Source organism: Treponema sp. OMZ 906, assembly GCF_024181185.1.
Taxonomy (GTDB): Bacteria; Spirochaetota; Spirochaetia; order Treponematales; family Treponemataceae; genus Treponema.
In genome coordinates this window covers 1,744,101-1,766,869 of the sequence record NZ_CP051196.1, presented here as the reverse complement: position 1 = coordinate 1,766,869, position 22,769 = coordinate 1,744,101, and the positions used below count along the sequence as shown (strand labels likewise).

At 44.6% G+C, this 22,769-nt stretch carries 19 protein-coding genes and 2 tRNA genes; 12 read left to right on the top strand and 9 right to left on the bottom strand.

All coding sequences use genetic code 11. The annotated features are described in order from the left end of the window. Positions 1–6 precede the first annotated feature (6 nt). Positions 7–255 carry a 30S ribosomal protein S16 gene (rpsP, locus tag E4N69_RS07865; RefSeq protein WP_044012752.1) on the bottom strand — a complete coding sequence of 83 codons (249 nt, stop codon included), beginning with the start codon at positions 253–255 and terminating at the stop codon, positions 7–9. A gap of 275 nt (positions 256–530) precedes the next feature. Here rpsP and nrdD point away from each other — a divergent pair, with 275 nt between their 5' ends. Continuing rightward, positions 531–1,043 carry a glutaredoxin family protein gene (gene nrdD, locus E4N69_RS07860; protein ID WP_253713982.1) on the top strand — a complete coding sequence of 171 codons (513 nt, stop codon included), beginning with the start codon at positions 531–533 and terminating at the stop codon, positions 1,041–1,043. Between the two features lie 3 nt (positions 1,044–1,046). Beyond that, positions 1,047–1,817 (top strand): radical SAM protein, encoded by a 771-nt coding sequence (locus E4N69_RS07855; RefSeq protein ID WP_253713981.1) that lies wholly within the window; start codon positions 1,047–1,049, stop codon positions 1,815–1,817. A 107-nt stretch (positions 1,818–1,924) separates the two neighbouring features. Here the strand turns inward: E4N69_RS07855 and E4N69_RS07850 are convergent. Further along, positions 1,925–1,998 (bottom strand) — tRNA-Ile (locus tag E4N69_RS07850). A 216-nt stretch (positions 1,999–2,214) separates the two neighbouring features. After that, positions 2,215–2,865 carry a Crp/Fnr family transcriptional regulator gene (locus tag E4N69_RS07845; RefSeq protein ID WP_253713980.1) on the bottom strand — a complete coding sequence of 217 codons (651 nt, stop codon included), beginning with the start codon at positions 2,863–2,865 and terminating at the stop codon, positions 2,215–2,217. Between the two features lie 232 nt (positions 2,866–3,097). Between E4N69_RS07845 and E4N69_RS07840 the strand changes: the two genes are divergently transcribed. Continuing rightward, entirely contained in the window at positions 3,098–4,393 is a 1,296-nt protein-coding gene (locus E4N69_RS07840) for an ABC transporter substrate-binding protein (RefSeq protein ID WP_253823485.1), read from the top strand. Positions 4,394–4,464: 71 nt separating this feature from the next. Here E4N69_RS07840 and E4N69_RS07835 read toward each other — a convergent pair whose 3' ends face one another. Genes E4N69_RS07835 through E4N69_RS07825 form a run of 3 tightly spaced genes read right to left on the bottom strand, consistent with a single transcriptional unit; the run spans position 4,465 to position 7,928 of the window. Then, the gene (locus E4N69_RS07835; protein ID WP_253823484.1) at positions 4,465–5,331 is read right to left on the bottom strand and encodes a carbohydrate ABC transporter permease; all 867 of its coding nucleotides are present in this window, start codon (positions 5,329–5,331) and stop codon (positions 4,465–4,467) included. Positions 5,332–5,359: 28 nt separating this feature from the next. Further along, entirely contained in the window at positions 5,360–6,367 is a 1,008-nt protein-coding gene (locus tag E4N69_RS07830; RefSeq protein ID WP_371922346.1) for an ABC transporter permease, read from the bottom strand. A gap of 4 nt (positions 6,368–6,371) precedes the next feature. After that, positions 6,372–7,928, bottom strand: coding sequence for an extracellular solute-binding protein (locus E4N69_RS07825; protein ID WP_162663774.1), 1,557 nt, complete (start codon positions 7,926–7,928; stop codon positions 6,372–6,374). Between the two features lie 177 nt (positions 7,929–8,105). On the opposite strand from E4N69_RS07825, the gene E4N69_RS07820 reads away from it, so the two are divergent. The 3 genes from E4N69_RS07820 (at position 8,106) to E4N69_RS07810 (ending at position 11,411) form a co-directional block, all read left to right on the top strand. Next, positions 8,106–8,984, top strand: coding sequence for a hypothetical protein (locus E4N69_RS07820; RefSeq protein WP_253713978.1), 879 nt, complete (start codon positions 8,106–8,108; stop codon positions 8,982–8,984). A 1-nt stretch (position 8,985) separates the two neighbouring features. Then, positions 8,986–11,256 carry a glycoside hydrolase family 2 protein gene (locus E4N69_RS07815; protein ID WP_253823483.1) on the top strand — a complete coding sequence of 757 codons (2,271 nt, stop codon included), beginning with the start codon at positions 8,986–8,988 and terminating at the stop codon, positions 11,254–11,256. Positions 11,257–11,338: 82 nt separating this feature from the next. Beyond that, positions 11,339–11,411, top strand: a tRNA-Met gene (locus E4N69_RS07810). Positions 11,412–11,460: 49 nt separating this feature from the next. Here E4N69_RS07810 and E4N69_RS07805 read toward each other — a convergent pair. Continuing rightward, complete coding sequence (locus E4N69_RS07805; RefSeq protein ID WP_253823482.1) at positions 11,461–13,827, bottom strand: transglycosylase domain-containing protein; 2,367 nt, start codon at positions 13,825–13,827, stop codon at positions 11,461–11,463. Positions 13,828–14,109: 282 nt separating this feature from the next. Next, positions 14,110–15,852: an AMP-dependent synthetase/ligase gene (locus tag E4N69_RS07800; RefSeq protein WP_253713975.1), complete on the bottom strand. Its 1,743-nt coding sequence runs from the start codon at positions 15,850–15,852 to the stop codon at positions 14,110–14,112. Between the two features lie 84 nt (positions 15,853–15,936). Here E4N69_RS07800 and E4N69_RS07795 point away from each other — a divergent pair, with 84 nt between their 5' ends. From E4N69_RS07795 to E4N69_RS07770, 6 genes are all read left to right on the top strand, one after another. Beyond that, positions 15,937–16,512: a C40 family peptidase gene (locus E4N69_RS07795; protein WP_162663769.1), complete on the top strand. Its 576-nt coding sequence runs from the start codon at positions 15,937–15,939 to the stop codon at positions 16,510–16,512. A gap of 73 nt (positions 16,513–16,585) precedes the next feature. Beyond that, positions 16,586–17,299: a hypothetical protein gene (locus tag E4N69_RS07790; RefSeq protein ID WP_253823481.1), complete on the top strand. Its 714-nt coding sequence runs from the start codon at positions 16,586–16,588 to the stop codon at positions 17,297–17,299. 89 nt (positions 17,300–17,388) lie between these two features. Further along, entirely contained in the window at positions 17,389–18,867 is a 1,479-nt protein-coding gene (glgA, locus tag E4N69_RS07785; RefSeq protein WP_253823480.1) for a glycogen synthase GlgA, read from the top strand. Between the two features lie 103 nt (positions 18,868–18,970). Continuing rightward, positions 18,971–19,441 (top strand): Cys-tRNA(Pro) deacylase, encoded by a 471-nt coding sequence (gene ybaK, locus E4N69_RS07780; protein WP_253823479.1) that lies wholly within the window; start codon positions 18,971–18,973, stop codon positions 19,439–19,441. Positions 19,442–19,649: 208 nt separating this feature from the next. Then, the gene (locus E4N69_RS07775) at positions 19,650–20,990 is read left to right on the top strand and encodes a DUF1015 domain-containing protein (protein ID WP_253823478.1); all 1,341 of its coding nucleotides are present in this window, start codon (positions 19,650–19,652) and stop codon (positions 20,988–20,990) included. A 73-nt stretch (positions 20,991–21,063) separates the two neighbouring features. Further along, on the top strand, positions 21,064–21,516 hold the full coding sequence (locus E4N69_RS07770; protein WP_253823477.1) for a DNA-deoxyinosine glycosylase: 453 nt from the start codon (positions 21,064–21,066) through the stop codon (positions 21,514–21,516). Positions 21,517–21,605: 89 nt separating this feature from the next. Here the strand turns inward: E4N69_RS07770 and E4N69_RS07765 are convergent, their stop codons facing one another. After that, positions 21,606–22,595 carry a hypothetical protein gene (locus E4N69_RS07765; protein ID WP_162663764.1) on the bottom strand — a complete coding sequence of 330 codons (990 nt, stop codon included), beginning with the start codon at positions 22,593–22,595 and terminating at the stop codon, positions 21,606–21,608. Positions 22,596–22,769: the final 174 nt, after the last annotated feature.

The window sequence follows — 22,769 nt, the reverse complement described above, 5'->3', positions numbered from 1 at the left end:
GCCGACCTATAACGTGAATTGTTTTTTGTTGAGCAAGTGACGAACCGTGTCGGTCGGCTGAGCGCCTTTATTAAGCCAACCGCGTACTTTATCGGCATCAAAAGCAATCTGCTGATCTTCCGCTTCAATAGGATGATAGATGCCTACTTCGTCAATGGTTTTACCATCACGGGGTTCACGGACATCCTGTACCACGATGCGGTAATATGGGCGCTTTTTTGTTCCGAATTTCTTGAGTCTGATTTTTACGCTCACGTTAATCCTCCCGGAAATTAATTATTTATGGTGGGAACTACTAAAAACAGCCGCTTTTAGGAATGTTCCTACAAGAATAAAATACAGGCTATAGTACATGAAAACCGATACTTGGTCAACTATAGGACATCGAGTTTTACTGCAAAGCGAGATTTTATTTGACTACTTGACATACACTATATATGGGGGTATCATCACAAATGTAAGCATAATTAACACTATATAGATAAACTTATATAGTGAAACATATCTCTATAAAAGGTGGGTAAGATACCATGAGAACAAGAGAAGCAATCGATGCTGATATTGCAGCTGCACAGTCGGAGCTGCAAAATGTACACGGTTCTACAACGGAAGTATATGCACGCATAGTCGGTTATTACCGTTCCGTCCGTAACTGGAATAAGGGCAAGCGTGAAGAGTTTTCAGAGCGGAAAATGTTCGAACACGAAAATCCTAAAACGCCCCTCTATGCAGGGCAAAGTACCGTAGTGGATACGGGAACAACATCAATTCAATATCCTGCCTTTTTTGAGGTGTATACGCGGAAGACGTGTCCCAACTGCCCACCTGTTAAAGATTACTGCAATAATCTCGGTATTGATATCCGTTATATCGATGCCGACACCGAAGAAGGTATTAAAGCAGCTGCAAAGCACGGCGTCCGATCCTGTCCTACCGTTATCATGTATAATGAATCGGAAAAAGAACTTTCCCGTGCATATTCGGTTGCCGATCTTAAAGCGTATCGCTTAACCCCATATACGGCTGAAGCAGTTATCGCGTAAGCTATGAATGTCGGTCTGCAGAAAACCACACTTGTCAACTATCCGCGCAAGGTTGCTGCTGCGGTTTTTCTGCCCGGCTGTAACTTGCGCTGCCCGTATTGCTATAACGGCGAGCTCGTATGTGCGTCTGTTTCGGAAGGTCCTGCCGGTAAGTCATTGGGGAGCGGTACGAATGACTACGTACCGATTGAAGCGGTCTATGAACATATCGAAAAGCGGAAGTCGGTATTGCATGGACTTGTTATTTCGGGCGGTGAAGCACTTCTTTCTCCGGTTTTACCGGAACTTATTCTACGGGCACGAAAGGCAGGGCTTGCCGTTAAGATTGATACAAATGGTTTATTGTCGGATAAAGTGTATTCGCTTCTGCACGACGACGCGCTCTGTCCCGATATGATAGCCGTCGATATAAAGACTGCTCCTGCCCGTTATCATGAACTCAAATTTTGTTGCCCGGCAGGAACTGAGCCGTCGGCTGAACAGCCTGAAGCTGCACTAAAACGGACGTTGATGATTTTGCAGGAAAAGCACACGTTCTGTCGGCCGGTAGAAATCGAATATAGAACCGTTCTTGTACCGCCGCTTGTAGCTGCCGAGGATATACGTGCTATTTCAGCATTGCTCCCTTCCGATGCCGCATGGTTTTTTGCTCCCTTTTTACCGGGGAACTGTCTTAATCCCGCATGGAATACAATTCGTCCATATACACAGGCTGAAACAGAAGAACTCATTCGTCTTGCCGGAACAAAGATTCCCAATAGTAGATTACGTTAATCAATTTGCAATTTATAAAAATGGATAGAAAATCGTGAGTTCTCTACAGCGTAATGCTGTAGGTTCCGCTCCGGTGTTACTTGTAGAAATTGTTGTGAGGGGGAAAATGGGCCCAGCTGGACTTGAACCGGCGACCCGCGGATTATGAGTCCGCTGCTCTAACCAACTGAGCTATAGGCCCAAGGAAGCACTATAGTAATTTATTTTGCGGCTTTAGTCAAGGTAATCGTATCGAAATTATCTGAGAGGTATTACTATTTTTTCATAATATTCTATCGCCGAGATATTAAAATACCAATGCGGTAACAAATGCTACCGAATTCTCATTTTTGTTGTGATATACTCTATACAGTTTTAAGAATTTCGTTACTTAGAACCGGCTATCTGTAGAATTGATTTATGCAAGATCTTCGAGTTTGTCGATGTTAACGGTTACGGTATCTTTGGATATGGTGAGCAGCTTGTCTTTTTGCATATTCATCAATTCACGGGATAGGGAAGGGCGCGGGACGGCGAGATATTCGGCCATAGCTTCTCGGTTTAGTTTGAGCGTTATTTTAGGCTGACCGTGTGCTTGCTGCAACAGATACACGGCTATTTTTTTACGCAGTGTAAATGAAGAGAATATCAACAGCTTCTGGTTTAGGAAATAGGCTTTATGCGCAAGGATAGATAAAAGATTCTGTACAATTTTTGTTTGTACGGCGGGTAGTGTTGCAGAAGCAAAAAATATGTTTGCCGGAATACTGAGGATTTTCGCATCGGCAATTATTCTACATGAATAATCGTACGGAACTGATTGCAGGAAGGCGTACACTTCACCGAAGACGGTTTCCGGTGTTTCAAAGCGGTTCATAATAGTCCGTTTGCCGTCGATACCGTTTTTTTCGATTTGAACAGCCCCCGATTTTAGGATGAACAATGCTTTGGGAAGGTCGCCTTCAAAGAAAATAAAGCTGTCTTTTGGATAGATGGCAGTCTTTGCCTTGACGGCGGTAAGATAGGTTTCCAGTTCCTTTGCGGGAATATCTTTGAATAACGGATTCACAGCGTCCTTCCTTTGCATAGTATGCGGAGCTTTTTAAAAGGAACCTCTAAAAACTTCCGTTTTTAGAGGTTTTCCTTAAGCTTATTTGCGATGTTTTTGTTTGAGTTATTATAACATAAAAACTTAAACAAAAACTCGTCGGGCATCTCTAAAAATCTAACCGAGTTTTTAGAGATGCCCAAAAGTATCGGTGGTAAATAGTCTACTATATATCTGTTATTGGAGGAAGATTATGAATAATTATTTTAATATGAACGAAACGGTCTTTGACGTTACGGAACGGTACCCTGAAACAATCCGCTATTTGGCGGGAAAGGGTTTTACGCCGCTTACCAATCCGGTTATGCGCAAATTGATGGGAAAAAAGATCACGCTTGAAAAAGCTTTTCTTTCTAAGAAATTGGATATCGATTTATGCGAGCGGGAACTGGTTGAAATTATCGAACAAAACGCCTCGTCGGGTTTAGCGCATATCGATCTCAGTTTAAAGGTAAAAAGCGATAATCCTCTTGAGCCGGATGACGGAAAAAAGACAGTGAGGATTGAAGGCGTTCTGCCGTGTCCGATACGGATTCCATTGCTGGAAAGTTTTGAAGCATTTTATGCCGATTATATTGAAACACATCAGGAAGCATTAGAGAAACAAAATTATAAAATCCGGTATGATTTAAGATCGGCTAATCTCGGTATTGACTGGATAATCGATCTGGCAAGAACCGGTAAAAAGGAAAACCTGCCGGATGTGCTCCTGTCTGCCGGTTTTGAACTGTTTTTTGATAAAAAGCTGATGGGCTCTTTTATTGAAAACAAGGAATTTCACTGCGCACTCGATACGGTCAATAAAGATTTTTGCAATGACTATATCGATTTGCGGGATGAGAAAAAAAATTACGCCATTATCGGTGTTGTTCCTGCAATTATGATTGTGAATACTGCGCTGTTGGACGGAAGAAAAATACCGGAGACATGGGAGGATATCTTATCTCCCGAATTCGAACATTCCGTCGCTATTCCGTTCGGTGATTTGGATTTATTCAATTCCGTCGTTCTTAATATCTATGCGCGTTTTGGCGATGAAGGCATTAAAAAATTAGGCAAAGCATGCAGTGCGTATATGCATCCTGCTCAAATGGTAAAAGGGGGAAGGAGCGCTGCGACTGCACAGCCTGTCGTCAGTATCAGTCCTTATTTTTTCTCTAAGATGATAGACGAGCGGACTCCTCTGAAGACGGTTTGGCCGAAGGACGGCGCGATTGTCGCGCCTATTTTTATGCTGGTAAAAAAAGATACCGAAGCGCTCACAAAAGATTTTGTGTCGTTTTTCCTTTCGGAAAAGACCGGTACGGTTTTCGCGCAAAGCGGTTTCTTTCCGTCTACCAATCCGTCTGTTGACAATCGCTTATCAGCCGATAAAAAATTCTCGTGGGTCGGCTGGGATTTTATCTATCAAAATGATATCGGCGCCCTGTTGGAAAAAATCAAAGCCGATTTTGAAACCGCTGCCGGTAGTAGCTCCGAAAGCCGCTGATAAAAAAACGGTGTTGTAAAACTGCTGGTTTTACAACACCGACGAGATACGCGCTATTAACCTTCTACTGTTTAGCCTTTTACCGAGCCGATTGTCAGCCCTTTCACAAAGTATTTTTGCAGGAAGGGGTACAGCAGGATAATCGGCAGCGTTGAAACGATAATGACGGCGGCTTTAATCGAAATACCGATAACCGACATATCTGCGCTGCCGGCTCCGTCTCCCATGGTTGCTGTACCGTTGACGATATTGCGTAAGAACAGCATAACGGGGAACTGTGAAGACTTTAAGTAGATCAATCCGTTAAACCAATCGTTCCAAAAGAATACTGCCGTATACAGACCGATCGCCGCCAAAGCAGGAGTGGAAAGCGGAACAACGATTTGGGTAAAAATCCTAAAGTAGCCGAGTCCGTCTATCAAGGCGGCTTCTTCCAGCTCGTGCGGAAAAGCTTTAAAAAAGTTTATTAAAATAATCAGATGGAACTGATTGATGGCAAAGGGGAGCAGTATTGCAAATACCGTACCCGTTAAATGTAATGAAGAAATAAGCAGATAGGTGGGGATTAAACCTCCGGAAAAAAACATCGAAAAAACGACCAGCTTCATGATAGTACCGGTACCGCGTAAAAACTTCTTTGAAAGCGGATACGCAAAGGTCGAGGTAAAGCAGAGGGCAATAAGCGTTCCAAAGAAAGTGTAAAAAATAGTATTGCCGTACGCTTTAAAGAAATTCGGGTATGTGAATATCTGCTTATATGCCGCGGTTGTAAACCCTACCGGTAAAAACGATACTTTGTTTTGCATAATAGCGGCAGGGTCGGAGAAAGAAAGTGCAATCATATATATGAATGGTACAATGCAGATGAGTATGACAAATGCCATCACAATAAAGAGGATAAGATTAAAAATGCTGAACGAGTTTTTTCTTGATTGCATAGTTCACTCCGTATTAACAGATGTTTTTTTAATAGATACTTTCGTCGGTGAGACGTTTGCTTGCAGCGTTTGCAGAGGCGACAAGAACAATGCCGATAACGCCGGTAAATAATCCGATTGCCGTTGCATACGAATAGTTCTGATTTGCCAAACCGGTACGGTATACGAGTGTTGCAATAATATCACTGACATCCGCATTGTTCGGGGTATACATAAGCAGTATCTTCTCAAATCCAAGTGTCAGTAATCTGCCGATTTCCAGAATAAGCATCACCATAATAGTCGGCAGGATAGATGGTATAGTGATATACAGTATCTGCTGCAATTTTCCCGCACCGTCGATCTTTGCCGCCTCATATAATTCTTCGTTAATTCCCGTAATTGCTGCAAGATAGATAATTGCAGTCCATCCCATATACTGCCATGTATCAGTGAAGATGTACAAAGTTCTAAAATAGGCCGGTTCGTTCATGAAATAGATCGGCTGCATATCGAACGTATTTTTTAACAGAAGATTTAAAATACCGGTACTCGGCGAAAGAATTTCCGCAGCCATTGCAATAACGACAACGGTCGAAATAAACCGCGGCATATATGAAACCGTTTGTACGAATTTCTTAAAAAAAACGGAACGTATTTCGTTTAAGAGGAGGGCAAAGATAATCGGTATCGGGAAGTTTATGAGTAAATTCATCAGCGATAGAGTCAGCGTATTCCTAAATGCACGCCAAAATGCGGGGTCTTTAAAGAACATCGTAAAATAGCGCAGCCCAACCCATTCAGTACCGAATGCGCCGAGACCCGGACGATATCGTCTGAATGCAAGTACATTGCCGAAAATCGGGACATATTTGAATATGATAAAATAAAGTAAAGGCAACAGAAGCATCGCATAAAGCTGCCAATATTGATGAAAATAGCGTTTCGTTCTTTGATTCATAGTGTTAAAAAATAATTGGGCATCTCTAAAAGCTATACCTGAGTTTTTAGAGATGCCCAATACGCCCGCAAAGCGATGCTTATGCAGGCGCAGCAAGAGGTTATTTCCTTACGTGTTCGTTATAGAGCGCAAGGTACTTTTCAATGCCGACATTATTCATTTCGGTAACATAGGCATTCCAATCCTTATCAATATCTTTTTTCCCGGTGATAAAATCATTGTTCCATTTTTCAAATGTGTCTAAGAGCGGTGTACGTAGAATACCCGCTTCTTCGGCAACGGCATCATCAAACAGCGGGGTAGGGGGAATCGGCTGGATCGCCATATCCATTTTTTCTACTTCTGCATTGATGCGGGCATAATTGTCGTCATACTTGGTCATTTCTCTGCTGTTGATCCATACCAGCTGCGTCGTATCGGCTCCGCAGCCGTATTTTAACTGCATCGCCTTGTAAATACCTTCAGGAGCTTCGGTAATTTCTTTTGCATACTTAATTTTTCCGTTCTCCATAGTATAGGTTACGCCTTCTACGCCGAGACACCAGAGTTTTGCACCTTCATCGCTGAAGAAAATATCGTCAATTGCACGGACAATTTTTTCAAAGTCCGCTCTCTTTGCGGTCTTTGACGGGAACATGATGCCCCATTGTGTTCTGCTCTTGGGCTGATGGTGAGCGCCTGCAGGACCCGCGAGCGGCGGATACATTTGCAGTTTAAAGCCTTCGATAGCCGATTTGCCGGTAACACCGCCGATTTGGTCATAGTACGCATACGTGGCAACTGCTTTGCCGGTAGCGAGTTTTTGCGCCCATTTATCTCCGTCGATAGGTTCTGCCATTTCGGGATCCAGCAAACCTTCTTTATAGAGCTTTGCAAGGAAGCGCGCATAAGACTTATACATTTCCGTTGTCGCTCCGGCAAAATAGTTACCTTTCGCATAGTCCCAGCTTAAAACGCCGGTACCGGTTGAAGAATTTTTGCCGAGGCTGATACCGAATGACGGCATTGTCATTCTATATAATACCCGAGGACCGGCCAAAATGGTCAGCGGGTATGAGTCGGGATTATCTTGTTTGTATTTCTTTAAATAGACATAGAGGTCGTCGAATGTTTTCGGCTGAGAGAGGCCGTATTTATTCAGTATGTCCTCGCGCAAAATCAATCCGCCGTCATAAAAGGGAACGTCGAATAAAGAAGGAAGATAATAATATTTCCCGTCTTTAAGGCGCAGCGCATCGATGTCTTTTTCCAATCCGAATTTTTTTACTTGCGCATTAAAGTTCGGTGTCCATTCGGGATAATCGCTGATTGGAATAAGCGCGCCGTTTAAAGCCAATGAACCGTTTTCCCCGTTGGTATTTTGATAAAGAATTACATCGGGGCCGTTACCGGTATTCAATGCTAACGATACTTTCGTGTTGTAATCGGCGATCGGTATCGGCTCAAAATGCAATTTCGTGTTTGAGCGCTTTTCCGATTCCTGCACGGTCAGCCAATCGGCTTTGAAAGGAAGTGTCGCATTGTCCGAATAATACAATGAGATTTCAATCGGTTTTTCCGAATTGGTTTGGGATACGTCCGGTTTTTTAGCCTCGCACCCGGCCAGCAAGATACCGACAATCAGCAGTGCGGCACAGAGCTTAACGATACGTTTCATACTTTCCTCCGAATTTATGAGCATCTTTAGAATTATTTGAGTTTGCACCAAGATGCTCTGTAAAAAAGGGTAACCTGCTATTACCCATTTGTCAAGTTCTCGCTTTTGTTGTGTTAGCGCAGAATTTGATAAAAATAGGCTTGCGGAGATGCAATAACCGGCTTATACTAAACTGATATGCGGTTTTTTGATAGGTTCTTTCGTTGGGTCAAGAGACCTCAGATATATGCGCTGGTCGGAGGAAACGGCACCGGGAAAAGCTTTAGAGCGCGATTGGTCGCCCAAAAATATGGAATAGATTTAATTATCGATGACGGATTAGTCATTAGAGGCGATAAAATACTTGCGGGGCATTCTGCAAAACGAGAGAAGACCTTTTTGGCGGCAGTAAAAACGGCTGTCTTTGACGATAAACAGCATAGGGATGAAGCGGCAAAAGTGTTGCATCAATTAAGCCGCAAAAAAGTACTTATTTTGGGAACGTCGGATAAGATGGTTAATAAAATTGCGACACGGTTGCAGATTCCACCTCCGCAGAAGATTATCCGCATTGAAGATATTGCGACGAGGGAAGAAATTGAAACCGCCATTAGAAGTCGTCGTGTCGAAGGCAAACACGTTATTCCCGTACCGTCAGTCGAGGTGAAAAGGAACTATCCGCAGATATTTTATGATAAAATCAGACTGCTGTTCCGTAATGCAAATATCGGGCACTTAAAGGAAGAAGAAACACTTTTTGAAAAATCGGTCGTGCGTCCTGAATTTTCTAAAGTGTACCCGGCACAAGTTTCAGATGATGCATTAAAAGAAATGGTTATACAATATGCGGCTCAATACGATAGCGCGGTAAATATTAAGAAAATTACCGTTCAAACCGAAGATAACGGTTATAGGGTTATTATGATGGTCGATATGCCTGCCGGCCCGGATTTGGCTGGACGGATATTGGCATTAAAAGACTTTATTATAAAAAATATCGAACGGTATTCCGGAATTTTTATCGAAGACCTTAATATCGTATTAAATCAGATGATCGATATACAAACGGAGGCATAAAATGGCACGAATACTGATCCCTTTATGGCAAAATTGGCAATTTGTGAATACTTTTGAAGAACAGTATGTGCGAGCCGATTGTGATGAATCTCATTTTACTGAAGTGCAGCTTCCGCATACGGTGAAAGAATTGCCGTATCATTATTTTGATGAGAAGGTATATCAATTTGAGTCATGTTATCGAAAAAAATTTGCCGTATCCTCCAATCTGCAAGGGATGAGGCTTTTTGTCGACTTTGACGGTCTGATGTGCTATGCAAGGGTCTTTATCAATGGGCACTTTATCGGAGAACACAAAGGCGGATATGTTCCTTTTTCTGTGGAGATTACTCACTACGTTGAGTATGGAGACACTGAAAGCAATGTGCTTGCCGTGTATGTCGACTCGACGGAACGAGCTGATATTCCCCCGTTCGGTGGTGAAGTGGACTATCTTTGCTACGGCGGTATTTACCGCGATGTTATCCTGCGTGCGGTACCCCATTGCCATATTGAGTCGATTTATGCCCGCCCGATTTCCGCTTTAACGGCGGAAAAAAGTCTACAGGTTGATATTGCGATTGCACATGACGAACGAACGAATAAATCGATTGACGTTTCGGTAGCGATCTTCGATTCCAGAAATCGAAAACGGGCGGAATTGAGCAGAAGCCTTGAGGTCGCCGTTCCGTCTCTTACCCTATCGATGATAATGGATGAATTAACCGGTTTAAAACTGTGGACGCTTGAAAAGCCCGAACTGTACCGCGCCGAAGTATCGTTACTGGAAGACGGTCTTGTATGCGATACCGTATCTACCCGTATCGGATTTCGTACGGTTGAATTTACGCCGGAAGGTTTTTTCTTAAACGGCAAACTGCTCAAGCTGCGGGGCTTAAACCGGCACCAGTCTTTTCCATACGTCGGTTATGCGATGCCTGAACGGGTACAGCGGAAAGATGCGGATATCCTGAAATACGAGCTTGGCGTTAATATTGTTCGTACTTCGCATTATCCGCAATCGCCGTATTTTTTGGATCGCTGTGATGAGATCGGACTATTGGTTTTTGAAGAAACGCCCGGTTGGCAGCATATCGGCGATTCCGCCTGGCAGGATGTTACTTGCGAAAATATCCGTAAGATGATTACGAGGGATCGGAATCATCCCTCTATTGTGTTGTGGGGAGTACGAATCAATGAATCGCCGGATTGTACTGCGTTTTACCAGCAGACAAATACGATTGCCCATGAACTTGATCCGTATCGGCAAACCGGCGGTGTCAGATGTATTGAAAACAGCGAATTTTTTGAAGACGTATATACAATGAACGATTTTACTTGCGGAGTTCAAGGATTGACTGCCGGTACTGCAGCCGGAGCAGCACGTGTACTTCGTTCCCAGCGTGAGGTTACGGGGCTATCCGATTCGGTTCCCTATTTGGTAACCGAGTTCGGCGGACACATGTACCCGACAAAGCGGTTCGATCAGGAAGAACGCTTGGTTGAGCATGCAAAACTCCACCTTGCGGTGCAGAATGCCGCCGCGCTCGACCCGCAAAAATGCGGCGCAATCGGCTGGTGTGCTTTTGATTATAATACCCATGCGAATTTTGGGTCGGGTGATCGCATTTGTTACCATGGTGTGATGGATATGTTTCGCATCCCCAAATTTGCTGCAAGCGTGTATGCAAGTCAGCAGCCTGTCGAAATGAAGCCGGTGTTGGAACCGTTGACCCGCTATACCGTCGGCGATCGTGCAGTCGGTGGAATTGCGCCGCTTATTATTTGTACAAATTGTACGGCAGTCCGGCTAAGCATCGGCAAAAAAGATTTAGGTCTGTTTTACCCCGCTTTTGACCGCTATCCCGGGCTTGCACATCCTCCTGTCGTTATCGACAACCTTCCAAGTGTATGGGGTGGCGGATGGGAAGATGCCGTATTCACCGGCTACCATAACGGTATGGAGTGTATTACCCGCCGGTTTAGCGCAAATCCTGTCGCGACACAGCTCGTACTTACCGCCGATGAGACAAAGCTTCGGGCAGACATACCCGATGCCGTCCGCTTTGTTGTGCAGCTCCTTGATCAGGTCGGTAACGAATTACCCTATAGCTTCGAGATTGTGAAGATTACGCTGAAAGGGCCTGCGAAAATTATCGGCCCGCAGGAATTTGCACTTATCGGCGGTGCTCGCGGCTTTTGGATTAAAACGCTCGGGAAAGCAGGCACGGCAAAGGTTTCTGCACAAAGCGGCGAATTTAAAACCGAAACCGTTTCCGTCCGTATCCGATGAGGTTACAGCCACCAGTTTTCAATTTTCAGGGTAATTATTGACAAAGATTTCATTTTACGCTATATTCTTTGAGTATTTTTACGGCGGTATAGCTCAGTTGGTAGAGCAAACGGCTCATATCCGTTAGGTCATAGGTTCAAGCCCTATTGCCGCTACCTCTTTTACAAGACACTCATTTCGAGTGTCTTTTTTTTTGAAACACACTTATTCAACGGTGAATACAGCCGCTACCTCTTCATCACCGCAGCGAATGAGGAGCCGGTGGTCACCCTTTTCCAGTGGGAGGGCACCTAAAAACGGCCTGTTCAGAGTAATCGGAGCGTGGTCATCGTAGATAGCTTGTATGGTATCTTCCGCACCGCCGATAATTTCGATTGGGACGCCGGTACGGAGGTAACGATGATCACTGAAAAAATGGCTGCCGTCTGCAGGGCGGATAATGGTTAATGCATTATTCAGTTGTCCGATTGTGCCATGCCGCATGATGTTCGCAAACCAGCGCCGGTACTTTTCGGGATATACGGTAATCGTATGCCCATTTTGTGTCCTGTGCCATGTGCATTCGTTACCTTCTTGTTCACATTCGCCGTTTTCCTGTTTATATGTACCATATCGGACGGATGTATCGAACTGGTAGTTATTGTGTCCGGCGTTGTGTTCATTCTGCCTGTCATATTTATTGAATACGGCGAATGCGGATGGTAGATATTCTTGCACGGTGTTGTGGCATGCGGAACCGGCGGGCATCCCTGAAAGAGCACAAACGGATCCGCGGTACCAGTGCTCCGGTTCCATAAAGTTTTTTGCCGGTACCGCAGTGCCGTCCGCTAAGGGTTGGCGGTGCAGCCGGATAAGTAAGTTATGCGCGATTGCGGCAGGGGCAGAACTTCCTGTTTTTCCTATTACGGTGTTGCCTGCAAAATTTCCCATCCAGACGCCGACGGTAAAGGCCGATGATGAGGCGAGGGCAATAAGGCTTTGGAATTGGTTTGCCGTACCTGTTTTAAAAATGGAAGGGAAGGGTGTTTTAAAGGTAGAAGAAAAACCGAAACCCTTCGCCCTCGCAGCAGAATCGGAAAGAATTGAGCAGATGAGCCGTGCGGTATCAGCGTTGAAAACCTGTTTCGGCTCGGAAAATCCGTCAGCAGTGCTTCCATCCGTAAACGAGTGCAGCGGAATGAGTATACCGTCACGAGGAAAAACGCTGAACGCGCGTACCAGCTCGTAGAGAGAAACCGGCATGCTACCGAGCGCCAACGACAACCCTGCCTCTGCGCCCGCTGTATCGATAGACTGAAAGCCGAGCGCCTCTAACGTGTGCAGATAGTTTTCGGTTCCGAGTTCATTTAGAAGATAGACGGCGGGAATATTGAGGCTGGAGGCGAGCGCAATCCGTAATCGAACGGGACCGTTAAACCGGTTATTAAAGTTACGCGGGATGTATGCCTCCTCTTTCCCGAACCGCATTGGAATATCCGGCAATACATCTGATGGCTTCCACCCGTGTTCCAATGCAAGCGCATATAAAAACGGCTTGGAACTGCTTCCGCTCTGATTCAACGCGGTAACACCGTCGATTTTTCCGTTGTTTTCATCATCAAAATAAGAATTTGAGCCTACCCATGCAAGAATGTTCCCGGTTGCATTTTCGATAACGAGAACCGCGCCGTTGCGTACGCGTGCTTGAGGGTTGTTTTTCAGCTGAACTTGCAGCAAAAATTCTGCTTGGGCTGATAATGTGTTGTCGGCGGTTAGATACCAGTCAGGCGGTAATGATCGGGGTGTGGTTTCAAGGATTTCCGATACAGGCCGTCGTATCTCCTGTGTTTGGTTGATCCTCTGCAAATCACCTGCCTTGTATCGTCGCACAAGGTATTCGATGTAATGGGGCATCCCAAAAGGGTATTCGAAGCGGCGCGCAGTACGGGCAGTTTGCAGCAGCCGACCTTCAAGCTGCGTACCCTGTCGTCCGTTCTGCGTTTCGTTTCCTTGTATAAATACGGATCGGTAGAGTGCCGTCGCTTTTTCGGCACAGGCTTCCGGGTGTTCAAGGGGATTGTAACCGGTAGGACGGCGGGGAATAACCGCGAGGCAGCAGAGCTGTTCCGTAGTCAGTTCCGAAAGCGGCAGAGCAAAAAAATTCCTAGCTGCCGACGTAAGGCCTTCGGTTTGGAATCCGAACGGGATACTGTTGAGGTAGAGCTCAAGAATGGCCTGTTTAGACAGCCTCCGTTCAATTCGGAGTGCATTCCGCGCCTCGCGGAGTTTTGCAAAGAACGTGCGCTCTTTTGCCGGAACGATGAGGCGTGCCAGCTGCATCGTAATGGTAGATGCACCGCTGACCCGTTTCCCGCTGCTGATATTTTGATAAGCCGCCCGTGCAATAGCGGCAATATCGATGCCGCGGTGGGAGAAAAAATCCTTGTCTTCCGCAGCGAGAAAAATTCGGACAGCATCGGGCGGTATCGCTTCATACGCTGTAAACTCACGCCGTATACCGTCCTCAAGCGCAAGGATTTGAATAAGGTTACCGCCTCGGTCATAGATGCGGGTGCTCCAATCCCGCTGCATAAAAGCGTCCAGTTCTGGGAACGGCAAAAAGAGTGAAATCCAGCTGCTAATACAGAGTACAAGGCATATTGCCCCTACACTGCATAGCAGCTGTCTTTTTGATAATATGTGCGCGTTACTATGTTTATTGCTTAACAACCGGTAGTTCATTAATAAAGCGGAGACGTACTTGTTTTACGTTGAGCATTTATTCGTGCGCAGCAACGCCGTAAAGTAAACGGCGTGCATATTTTCAAAAGATTGTTGGTTGATCCCCATATTCATCGTCTCCGTTATCGTTCTTTAGAGATGCCCGTTATACCGTTTAACCTTCTTGGTTGTGGTCATTTCGAGCGGTTTATCCAAAAGCGTGGTTTTTGTTATCCGCTGATAGGGTAGCAGTTCCTTGTTCACGATTTCGACAATCGCTTCTATTCTTTTATAAACAGCACTGTCGCCTGCAGGGGTTCCCCTGTCAAGATTCAATGTTTTATACAGCTCATCGGTGGGATATACCAATACTTCAATTTCCTCGCTTGTCAAATCGTCTGCAGGGTGGTATCCCATTACGGTGATTTGCTCGATATCGTTGTAATACATCTGGAAAGCATTTTCTATTTCTTCGGGGTATACATTCTTGCCGCCGGAGGTAACGATGAGGTTCTTTGCGCGTCCACAGAGATACAGATATTTTTCATCGTCAAGCCAGCCTATATCACCGGTGCGGAACCACCCGTCTGCCGATAGCACTTGTGCGGTTTCTTCCGGCATATTGTAATAGCCCTGCATGATCATCGGACCTTTTGCACAGATTTCCCCACGGCCGTTTTCATCAGGATCAAGGATTTTCATTTCCATGTAGGGGTGGAAATAACTGCCGACGCTTTCAATCTTAAAGTGTTCTTTCGGATTCAACGCGATAATCGGCGATGTTTCAGTCAGTCCGTACCCTTGCACAAAATCGATACCGAACTCATTGTATGCTCTGAACACTTCTTTTGAAAGCGGCCCCCCGCCTGAAATCGCGATCCTAAGCGTTGTGAGATTTGCCTTTTCCAATACGCTTTTAAAGAGCTTTTTACCGATATTTTTCCCTGTTGTCTTTTTAACAAGATACGAAACACCCATCAGAAACCGGATGATGCCGTATACTAATACGCCTTTGCTGCGCACTCCTTTCATAATACCGGCGAGCAGCTTGTTAAAGAGCAGCGGTACGCCGAGGAGCATGGTAATTTTTCCTTCTTTCAATTCACGCAGCATACGGGATACTACTAAGGATTTTCCGAATACGATTTCTGCGCCGACGGAGATCGCTTCGATAAAGACGGCAACCATAGTATAGGAGTGGTGGATTGGCAATAGTGCATAAAAAACATCGGTTTCAAATATCGTTAAGTGCGATTGGGCAATGTAACAGTCTGAGACGATATTCCGGTGAGATAGCATAACACCTTTGGGATTACCCATTGTACCGGAGGTAAACAGAATTGCTGCCGTATCCGTTTCGCGTAGTGGAAAACAGGCTGCGAGCGGTTCTGCTTCCAAATTATATACATAGCGATCGGCAAGATTGCTGTTTAAAGAATACACTTCGCCTATGAATGTCTGAGATTTTGCTGCTTCAAAAAAATGATCATATTTTTCTTCATCGACAAAGAAAAAAAGCGGTTTTGCCGTTTTTAAAAGCGATTCAATTTCATAATCATGTAAACCGTAGTCAATCGGGATAATAATACCGCCGGCATACAGCGCACTTAAATAGACGATTGCCCATTCGGAAGAATTTTTGCCGGAAACGGCGATATGCGTTCCTCTTTTTACACCATGAGCGACGAACCAGCCCGCTAATTTTTTAATTGCTGTAAGCGTTTCACGATAGGTGAGAGTGATCCGATCCGGTTCAAAGACGGTTAAACAGTTTCTATTCGGAAAACGCTCGGCAGTAATTTCAAACATCTCCGGTAATGTCGGCCATTCTCCGGTAAACTTTTTTCCTCGCCATGCATCAAGGAATTCCCATGGCCTTTTTGACATTTTGTTCATATCAATATGCTCCTTTGTAAATACAATTTTTTGTTTTACTTTCAAAATTGCAATTTTTTCTTATTTTTAGTATAACTATTTTACATGATTTTAAAAGATACACGAGTCCTTTTTTTCTATTTATTTCTTATATTGACGGCGGCATATTCCCTTTTTGGAGTACCCTCTCCGAAAGATTCCCAACGGATTGCGTTTGTTAATAATGCATTGCGCTATCTTGGGACGCCCTACCGTTATGCGGGACATTCTCCTAAAGGTATGGACTGTTCGGGGTTTGTCTACCGTAACGGATCGGAGATTCTGAAATTACAGATGCCGCGGCGCTCGGATGCGATTGCCGAATATGCAAAAAGGATAACGGACGAAGAAATTCAGCCGGGCGATTTGCTTTTCTTTAATACCGCAGGCGGTATTTCCCATGTCGGTATTTATATCGGTGCAGGAAAATTTATTCATTCGGCATCGGACGGGCCGCGTACCGGGGTTATTATTTCGAGCATTCAAGAATCGTATTGGAAAAAAACGTATCGTTTTGCGGGCAGTATTATGAAACCGGAAGAAATTTTCTTTGCCGAATCGACCATTCCGTTTTTTTCGCGCACAACCGAAAATTGCCCTGTTCATCCTGATATCCGTGCCAACGCATCAGACTATTTGTAGCGAGCCCTGCAGAATAAGTGAGTACCTGATGCGTTTGCACGTCTGTTGGAAAAAATTAAGAGGAGATTTTGCTATGGAAATAGTATATCGCATATTAGTATGCTGTGTTGTGGTTTGTATTACGGCGGCGTGTTCTTCTTCTGCCCATATCGTTATACGGGATAATACGAATTACGACCTTACCGCGGAATTTATACCGAGCAGTTTGTTAGAAAAAAATATTACGCATTTGCTGAAACAGAAGAGTGAACATGCTGACGGGCAATCCGTATTTAATGTTCAAGAGCTGAAAGAAGCGTTTACAAAAGAAGGCATCAGCGTTCAAGATATTACGCTGAAAGGGGTTCTGGGATTGCGCCTTGTATGTGCCGTTCCGTATAATCATGGACTGCTCAAGGATATTATCGGTTATGATAAAAAAGGGCGGAAAACAGTATTGCGTATTTCGCCCGAAAATATCGCATCGTTTTTGAAGATATTACCGCAGGAAAGTCGGGATTTTATCGATATGCTGATGGCGCCGCTGTTTACCGGCGATGCCATACCGCCTGCGGAATACGAAGAACTGATCGGCGCCGCTTACGGAAAAAAGATCGCAACCGAACTCCATAGCGCCGAATTTACGTTAATCGTCGATGTTCCGTATAAGATACAAACGGCGCGCATCAGTCCTGTCGGAACGGTTACCGTACAGACGAAGACGGAAAAGACATCCCGCGCTTCGATCCGTATTCCGCTCATTGAGCTGCTGTGTACGGTCGGTACGATAGAGACGCAGCTACAGTAAATGCTTTGCACAGCCGCCGGTTTGATACTCTATTTTTCTCTTTTATAATTCCATTACCCGTGTTATAATTTTTGAAGGGAGGTATTACTGTGCGAATATTAATGATAACCAGTGAAGCGGTGCCGTTTGCAAAAACTGGCGGCTTAGCGGATGTTGTTTCCGCCTTATCCTACGCTTTAAAAAAACTTGGGCATGATGTAAGAATTGTTATGCCGCGTTATTATAGAATTGATAAAAAAAATTTAACGCCTATTCCCGGAGCAATGGGCGTTACTATCGGCAGTAGAGAGTATTGGACGGAAGTTTTTGAATCGACGCTTCCGGATTCCGATATACCGGTATATTTTATCGATCATGAAGAAAGTTTCGGCCGCGACGGGTTGTATGGTTCCGCATTTGAACCTGACTTTAACGACAATCCCAAGAGGTTTTCAATATTGAGCCATGCAGCCTTCCAGATATGCAGAAAGCAACATTGGATTCCCGATCTGATGCATGCACATGATTGGCAGACGGCACTCGTTCCCGTGCTGTTGAAATTTAACACTCAGTATCTCGATTTCAAAGAGACGGCAAGTGTTTTTACCGTACACAATATCGGCTATCAAGGAATTTATAATAAAGCAAACTATGTGGATACGGGGCTCGATTGGGTGTATTTTTATTCTGCCGGTTTTGAGGACTGGGACAGAATGAATTTTTTAAAAGCAGGGCTGCTTTCTGCCGATCGTCTGACAACCGTTTCTCCTACTTATGCAAAAGAAATACAGAGTGCTGAATACGGTTTTCGGATGGATGGTATTCTCCGGTTCCGTCAGGAAGCATTGACCGGTATTTTAAACGGTGTTGATACTTCTGTGTGGAATCCCAAAACGGATACACATATCCCCTTCAATTATACCGCCCGTTCTCTTGCAAAAAAGGCAAAGGATAAAGAGGCTTTACAAAAGTATATGGGACTTCCGCAAGACGAAAAAATTCCGGTGTTCGGTATGATAACGCGGCTGACTGATCAAAAGGGCATCGCTGAATTGTTCGGCCCGTCATACGGTGCGGCATTTAAGATGTGTACCGATATTAATTTACAGCTGATTGTACTTGGATCCGGTGACCGATGGTGCGAAGATGAATTGTTGGCGCTTTCAAAACGGCTGCCGAACCTCCGTGTGTATGTCGGTTACGATGAAAAATTGAGCCATTTAATAGAAGCGGGAAGCGACTTCTTTTTGATGCCGTCGCGATATGAACCGTGCGGACTTAATCAGATGTACTCGCTGCTGTACGGAACATTGCCTATTGTACGCAATACCGGCGGACTTGCAGACACAGTAGAGAACTATGACGAGAAAACCGGAAAAGGTACCGGTTTTGTACTGAATCTGCTTACACCGGAAAGTATTTATAATACCGTGGATTGGGCGGTAAATGCGTGGTTTAAGCATCCCGAACACATCGTTAAAATGCGCAAGCGCGGTATGGCAAAGGATTTTACATGGGATACCTCTGCGAAGCAGTATCTTGCCGTGTATCAAGAGGCTGTCGGAAATAAGGTGTTCAATAAGCATTAAGATTGGGCAACCGCACCAGATACTTTATTGAATATCCCCGCAAAATAAAGAGGCTGTTCAACCAGAGTTGTCAATGTGAATTAATACGGACAGGTTTTAAATAATGAAAAAGACGAATGCAATGCGCATTTTGGAGGCGGCGGGGGTTCCCTATAGCAGTGTCGAGTATGCGTGGGATGAGGCGCATTTGGATGCGGTATCCGCCGCACGGAAGTTAAACATCGATCCCGATATGCTCTTTAAAACGATTGTGATGATAAGCGAGGATAATGAAGTGTTCGTTTTTTGCGTACCGGCGCCTTCAGAAGTAAGTTTGAAAAAGGTACGGAATATAACCGGTAAAAAGATAACGCCGCTTAAACTTGAGTCGCTGCAAAAAACAACAGGCTATGTTCGCGGCGGCTGTTCCCCGCTCGGCATGAAAAAGCATTTTCCTACGTTTATTGATGAAACCGCACAGCTGTATGAACGTATCTATGTGAGTGCCGGGGAACGGGGGCACATGCTGTGCATTGCCCCTGCAGATTTGCAAGAAATCTGCGCCGCCGCTTTTTGTGACATTACCGAAGGGTAGGGCAGGCTAATCACATCAGCTCCCTTTTGAAGATATATGGCGCATCTACTTTGTTGTTGCATCGTCAAAACTATACATCCGTGTATAGTTTTGATGACGCGATTTCCGTATACGAATGTTCATTCATGAGGCTGCTAAAAAATGGCCTGGTGCAATTATCTCTGATCTGTGTCTGGAATTTATTTTTATTATCTTTTATACTATTCCCATGAATATTTTTGAAAGATGTGCGCTTAAAACACCCGATATTTTACTACCGAATAAAACTGTAGATCTAACCGCATGGTCTGTGATTGCCTGCGACCAATATACACAAGATACCGATTATTGGAGCAAAGTTGCAGCTGTTGCGAAAGACCGCTATTCAACATTACACATGATTTTACCGGAAGTCTATTTAAATACCATTTCCGATGAACAGCGGAAGCAAGAAATCGTAAAGATCCAAAGGACGATGAAAGACTATCTTGCGGCAGGTGTTTTTGCGGAACCGATACATTCCATGCTGTATATTGAGCGAAAAACAGCGTATAATCGCTTGCGGAAAGGGATCATTACCTGTATCGATTTGGAAAAATACGACTGGCGGCCGGATTCAAAGGCGGAAATACGTGCAACTGAGGCAACTATTGTAGAGCGGCTTCCGCCGCGGATGGAGATTAGGCAAGGAGCCGTACTGGAGATGCCTCATATTATGCTTTTGGTTGATGATCCTGAACGAATGCTGATAGAACAAATCGGAGCTTCCATTTATAGTTCTCAAGTGATGCCGCTCTATACTACTCAGCTTATGTTGAATTCCGGTAGTATTTCAGGCTGGTCTATTCCTGCCGACTGCTCCGCATATATGGAAAAAGCCCTTGAAAAATTGTATAGCGCCAATACCGATGCTGACGGTTCGGTATTTATGTTTGCCGTAGGCGACGGAAACCATTCGCTCGCGACCGCAAAAGCCGTATGGGATGCATACAAGCGGGAGCACGGAGGTATGCAACAGGCAAACAGCTCCATTTCGCTCCCAGCCGATCTTGGAAATAATCCGTTGCGCTACGCCCTTGTCGAAATTGTAAACCTCTACGATTCAGGTCTTACCTTCGAACCCATTCACCGCGTCATATTCGGAGCTGATACTAAACAGTTGATTTCATTTTTACAGTCAAAATTAGGAGGTAAGGTTATAGCTTGCTCCGATAAGGCCGCCTTATTGCAGAAGGTAGAGCATTCCTCTGCTTCATTCGGTTTTATCGCTGCAACCGGTGATCTCACTTGTCTGGAAACTGACATGACATGTCTCGCAGTAAGCGCTCTGCAGCCGCTTTTAGACGATTTTATTAAAACGCATAATCTTCAGATAGATTATATTCACGGTTCGGACGAGGCTTTCCGCATTCCGCAGTACGACGATGCCGTTTCCATTCTATTACCGCCTATTTCTAAAGAGAGCTTTTTTTCCACTATTGCCGAAAGCGGTTCCTTACCGAGAAAAAGTTTTTCAATGGGAGAGGCAAGCGAAAAGCGTTTCTATCTTGAATGCCGAAAATTGATATAAAAGCAAGCTATCTCGATAGGGCAGCTCTAAACGCCCAGTGTTTTAGAGCTGCCTAATATGTGTTTTTAAAACGATGTCTGAAAGAATTATTCATCCCTTTCCGCCGATATATAACTCCGAATCGCGTATCCTTATTTTAGGTTCTTTTCCATCCGTCGCCTCCCGTGTACAGGAATTCTACTATGGTCATCCACGGAATAGATTTTGGCCGCTCCTTACCGCTTTGCTGGATGCACCGGAACCCCACACAATAGAAGAAAAAAAACAAATGCTGCTGCACCATCATATTGCGCTGTACGATGCCGTTCGCGTCTGTTCTATTATCGGATCTGCCGATGCAAGTATGCAATTCATCGTACCAACGGATTTAAGCGATATTTTAGGAGAAGCACCTATTCAAGCGGTCTTCGCAAACGGTAGCAAAGCCTATGAAATATGCACAAAGAGAATCGGTATTTCGGCTATTAAGCTCCCGTCTACCAGCCCTGCAAAAATGCACGGTGTAGCTTTGCAGAGCTCCTGGTAGCATGGAAGCAAATACTGCCTGTAGTGCAAGATAAAGGTATTCGGTAGCAGGGATCATGCACCCATAAAATTGCCGGTAATATTATCAGCTTACTCAGTTCCGAGGTTGTTTACGCTGTAATCATAAACCGTCCAAATATCATCGCGGGAAGCAAGATTATACGTAAAACGCTTTTTTTCGCGGAAGCTGGTATAATCGAACCATTCGATAACTGTAACCTCTGCTTCGGTTGTGCTGTAGGTTGTCCGCTCAATGGTAAATTCTACCGGGATCATCGCGATATCTTTATCGGTACGTGATTGCATGAGATCGTGCTTATAGGTGTCGAGCATGTTGATACGCCCTGCTTCAGCCTCCGCCTTATATCTGCGGCTTCTTATCGGATCGCGGGCGATCATGCGTTCAATATCGAGATAGAGGAAGAATTGATCCCACTGTGATTTTTGGCGGGCAGTTAGCATATAGCTGATAACTTTGTCTGGAGAAATTGGCTGAGGCTGGAGTACTTCTCGTGATACTGATGCAATAGGAACTGCCCCAAGAGCTGCGGCAGAAGGAGAAGGTTTGATTTCAAGTCCGAGCCTATTGGAAGAAATATGTGATTCGGAGGAATCGCTGAGCCGTTTTAATTCAGGGTAAAAATTGGCAGAAAGTATATAAGCGCCGGGGCTTTCAATCGTAATATAGTCTTTTACGTTTTCGACAAAGGCGTAGGTTTCCCCTGTTTCTATCGTAATTTCCCGAAAATAAATTTGCTGATCGGTATTCCGTTTCCGAATCCACGGCTCCGTATGCGCAAGATTTTTATTTTTCGTATTCAATACCGAAAAATCAATACTAAACATACGATCGTTTGCTAGTTTAAAACGCAACGGATGGCTCCCTTTATTGGTGATGGAAATCTTTACAAAAATAGGTTCCGTCCCGTCGTTTCCGGGATAATATACGCGGCGGTCGTAAAATCGGATTGCAACATCCGCATCCAAGGATTTGCTTTCGCCGTCCGTTTCGGCGGCAAAACACCATGCTCCGAATAAAATGGCGGCTGCTACTATTAAGACTATTTTCTTTGCTGACATATTCCTCTTCCTTAACGGCATTGCATATCTACGATGCTCTCTTACGCTTATATCGGCAGTTTAACCTATTCCCTTTATACTGAAATTTATGCGTGCATCAATATGTACATCTGTGAGTTGCTAAAAAGACATATATCACTTATAATAGCAAAATAGTTTAATCGTTTTTTGTTT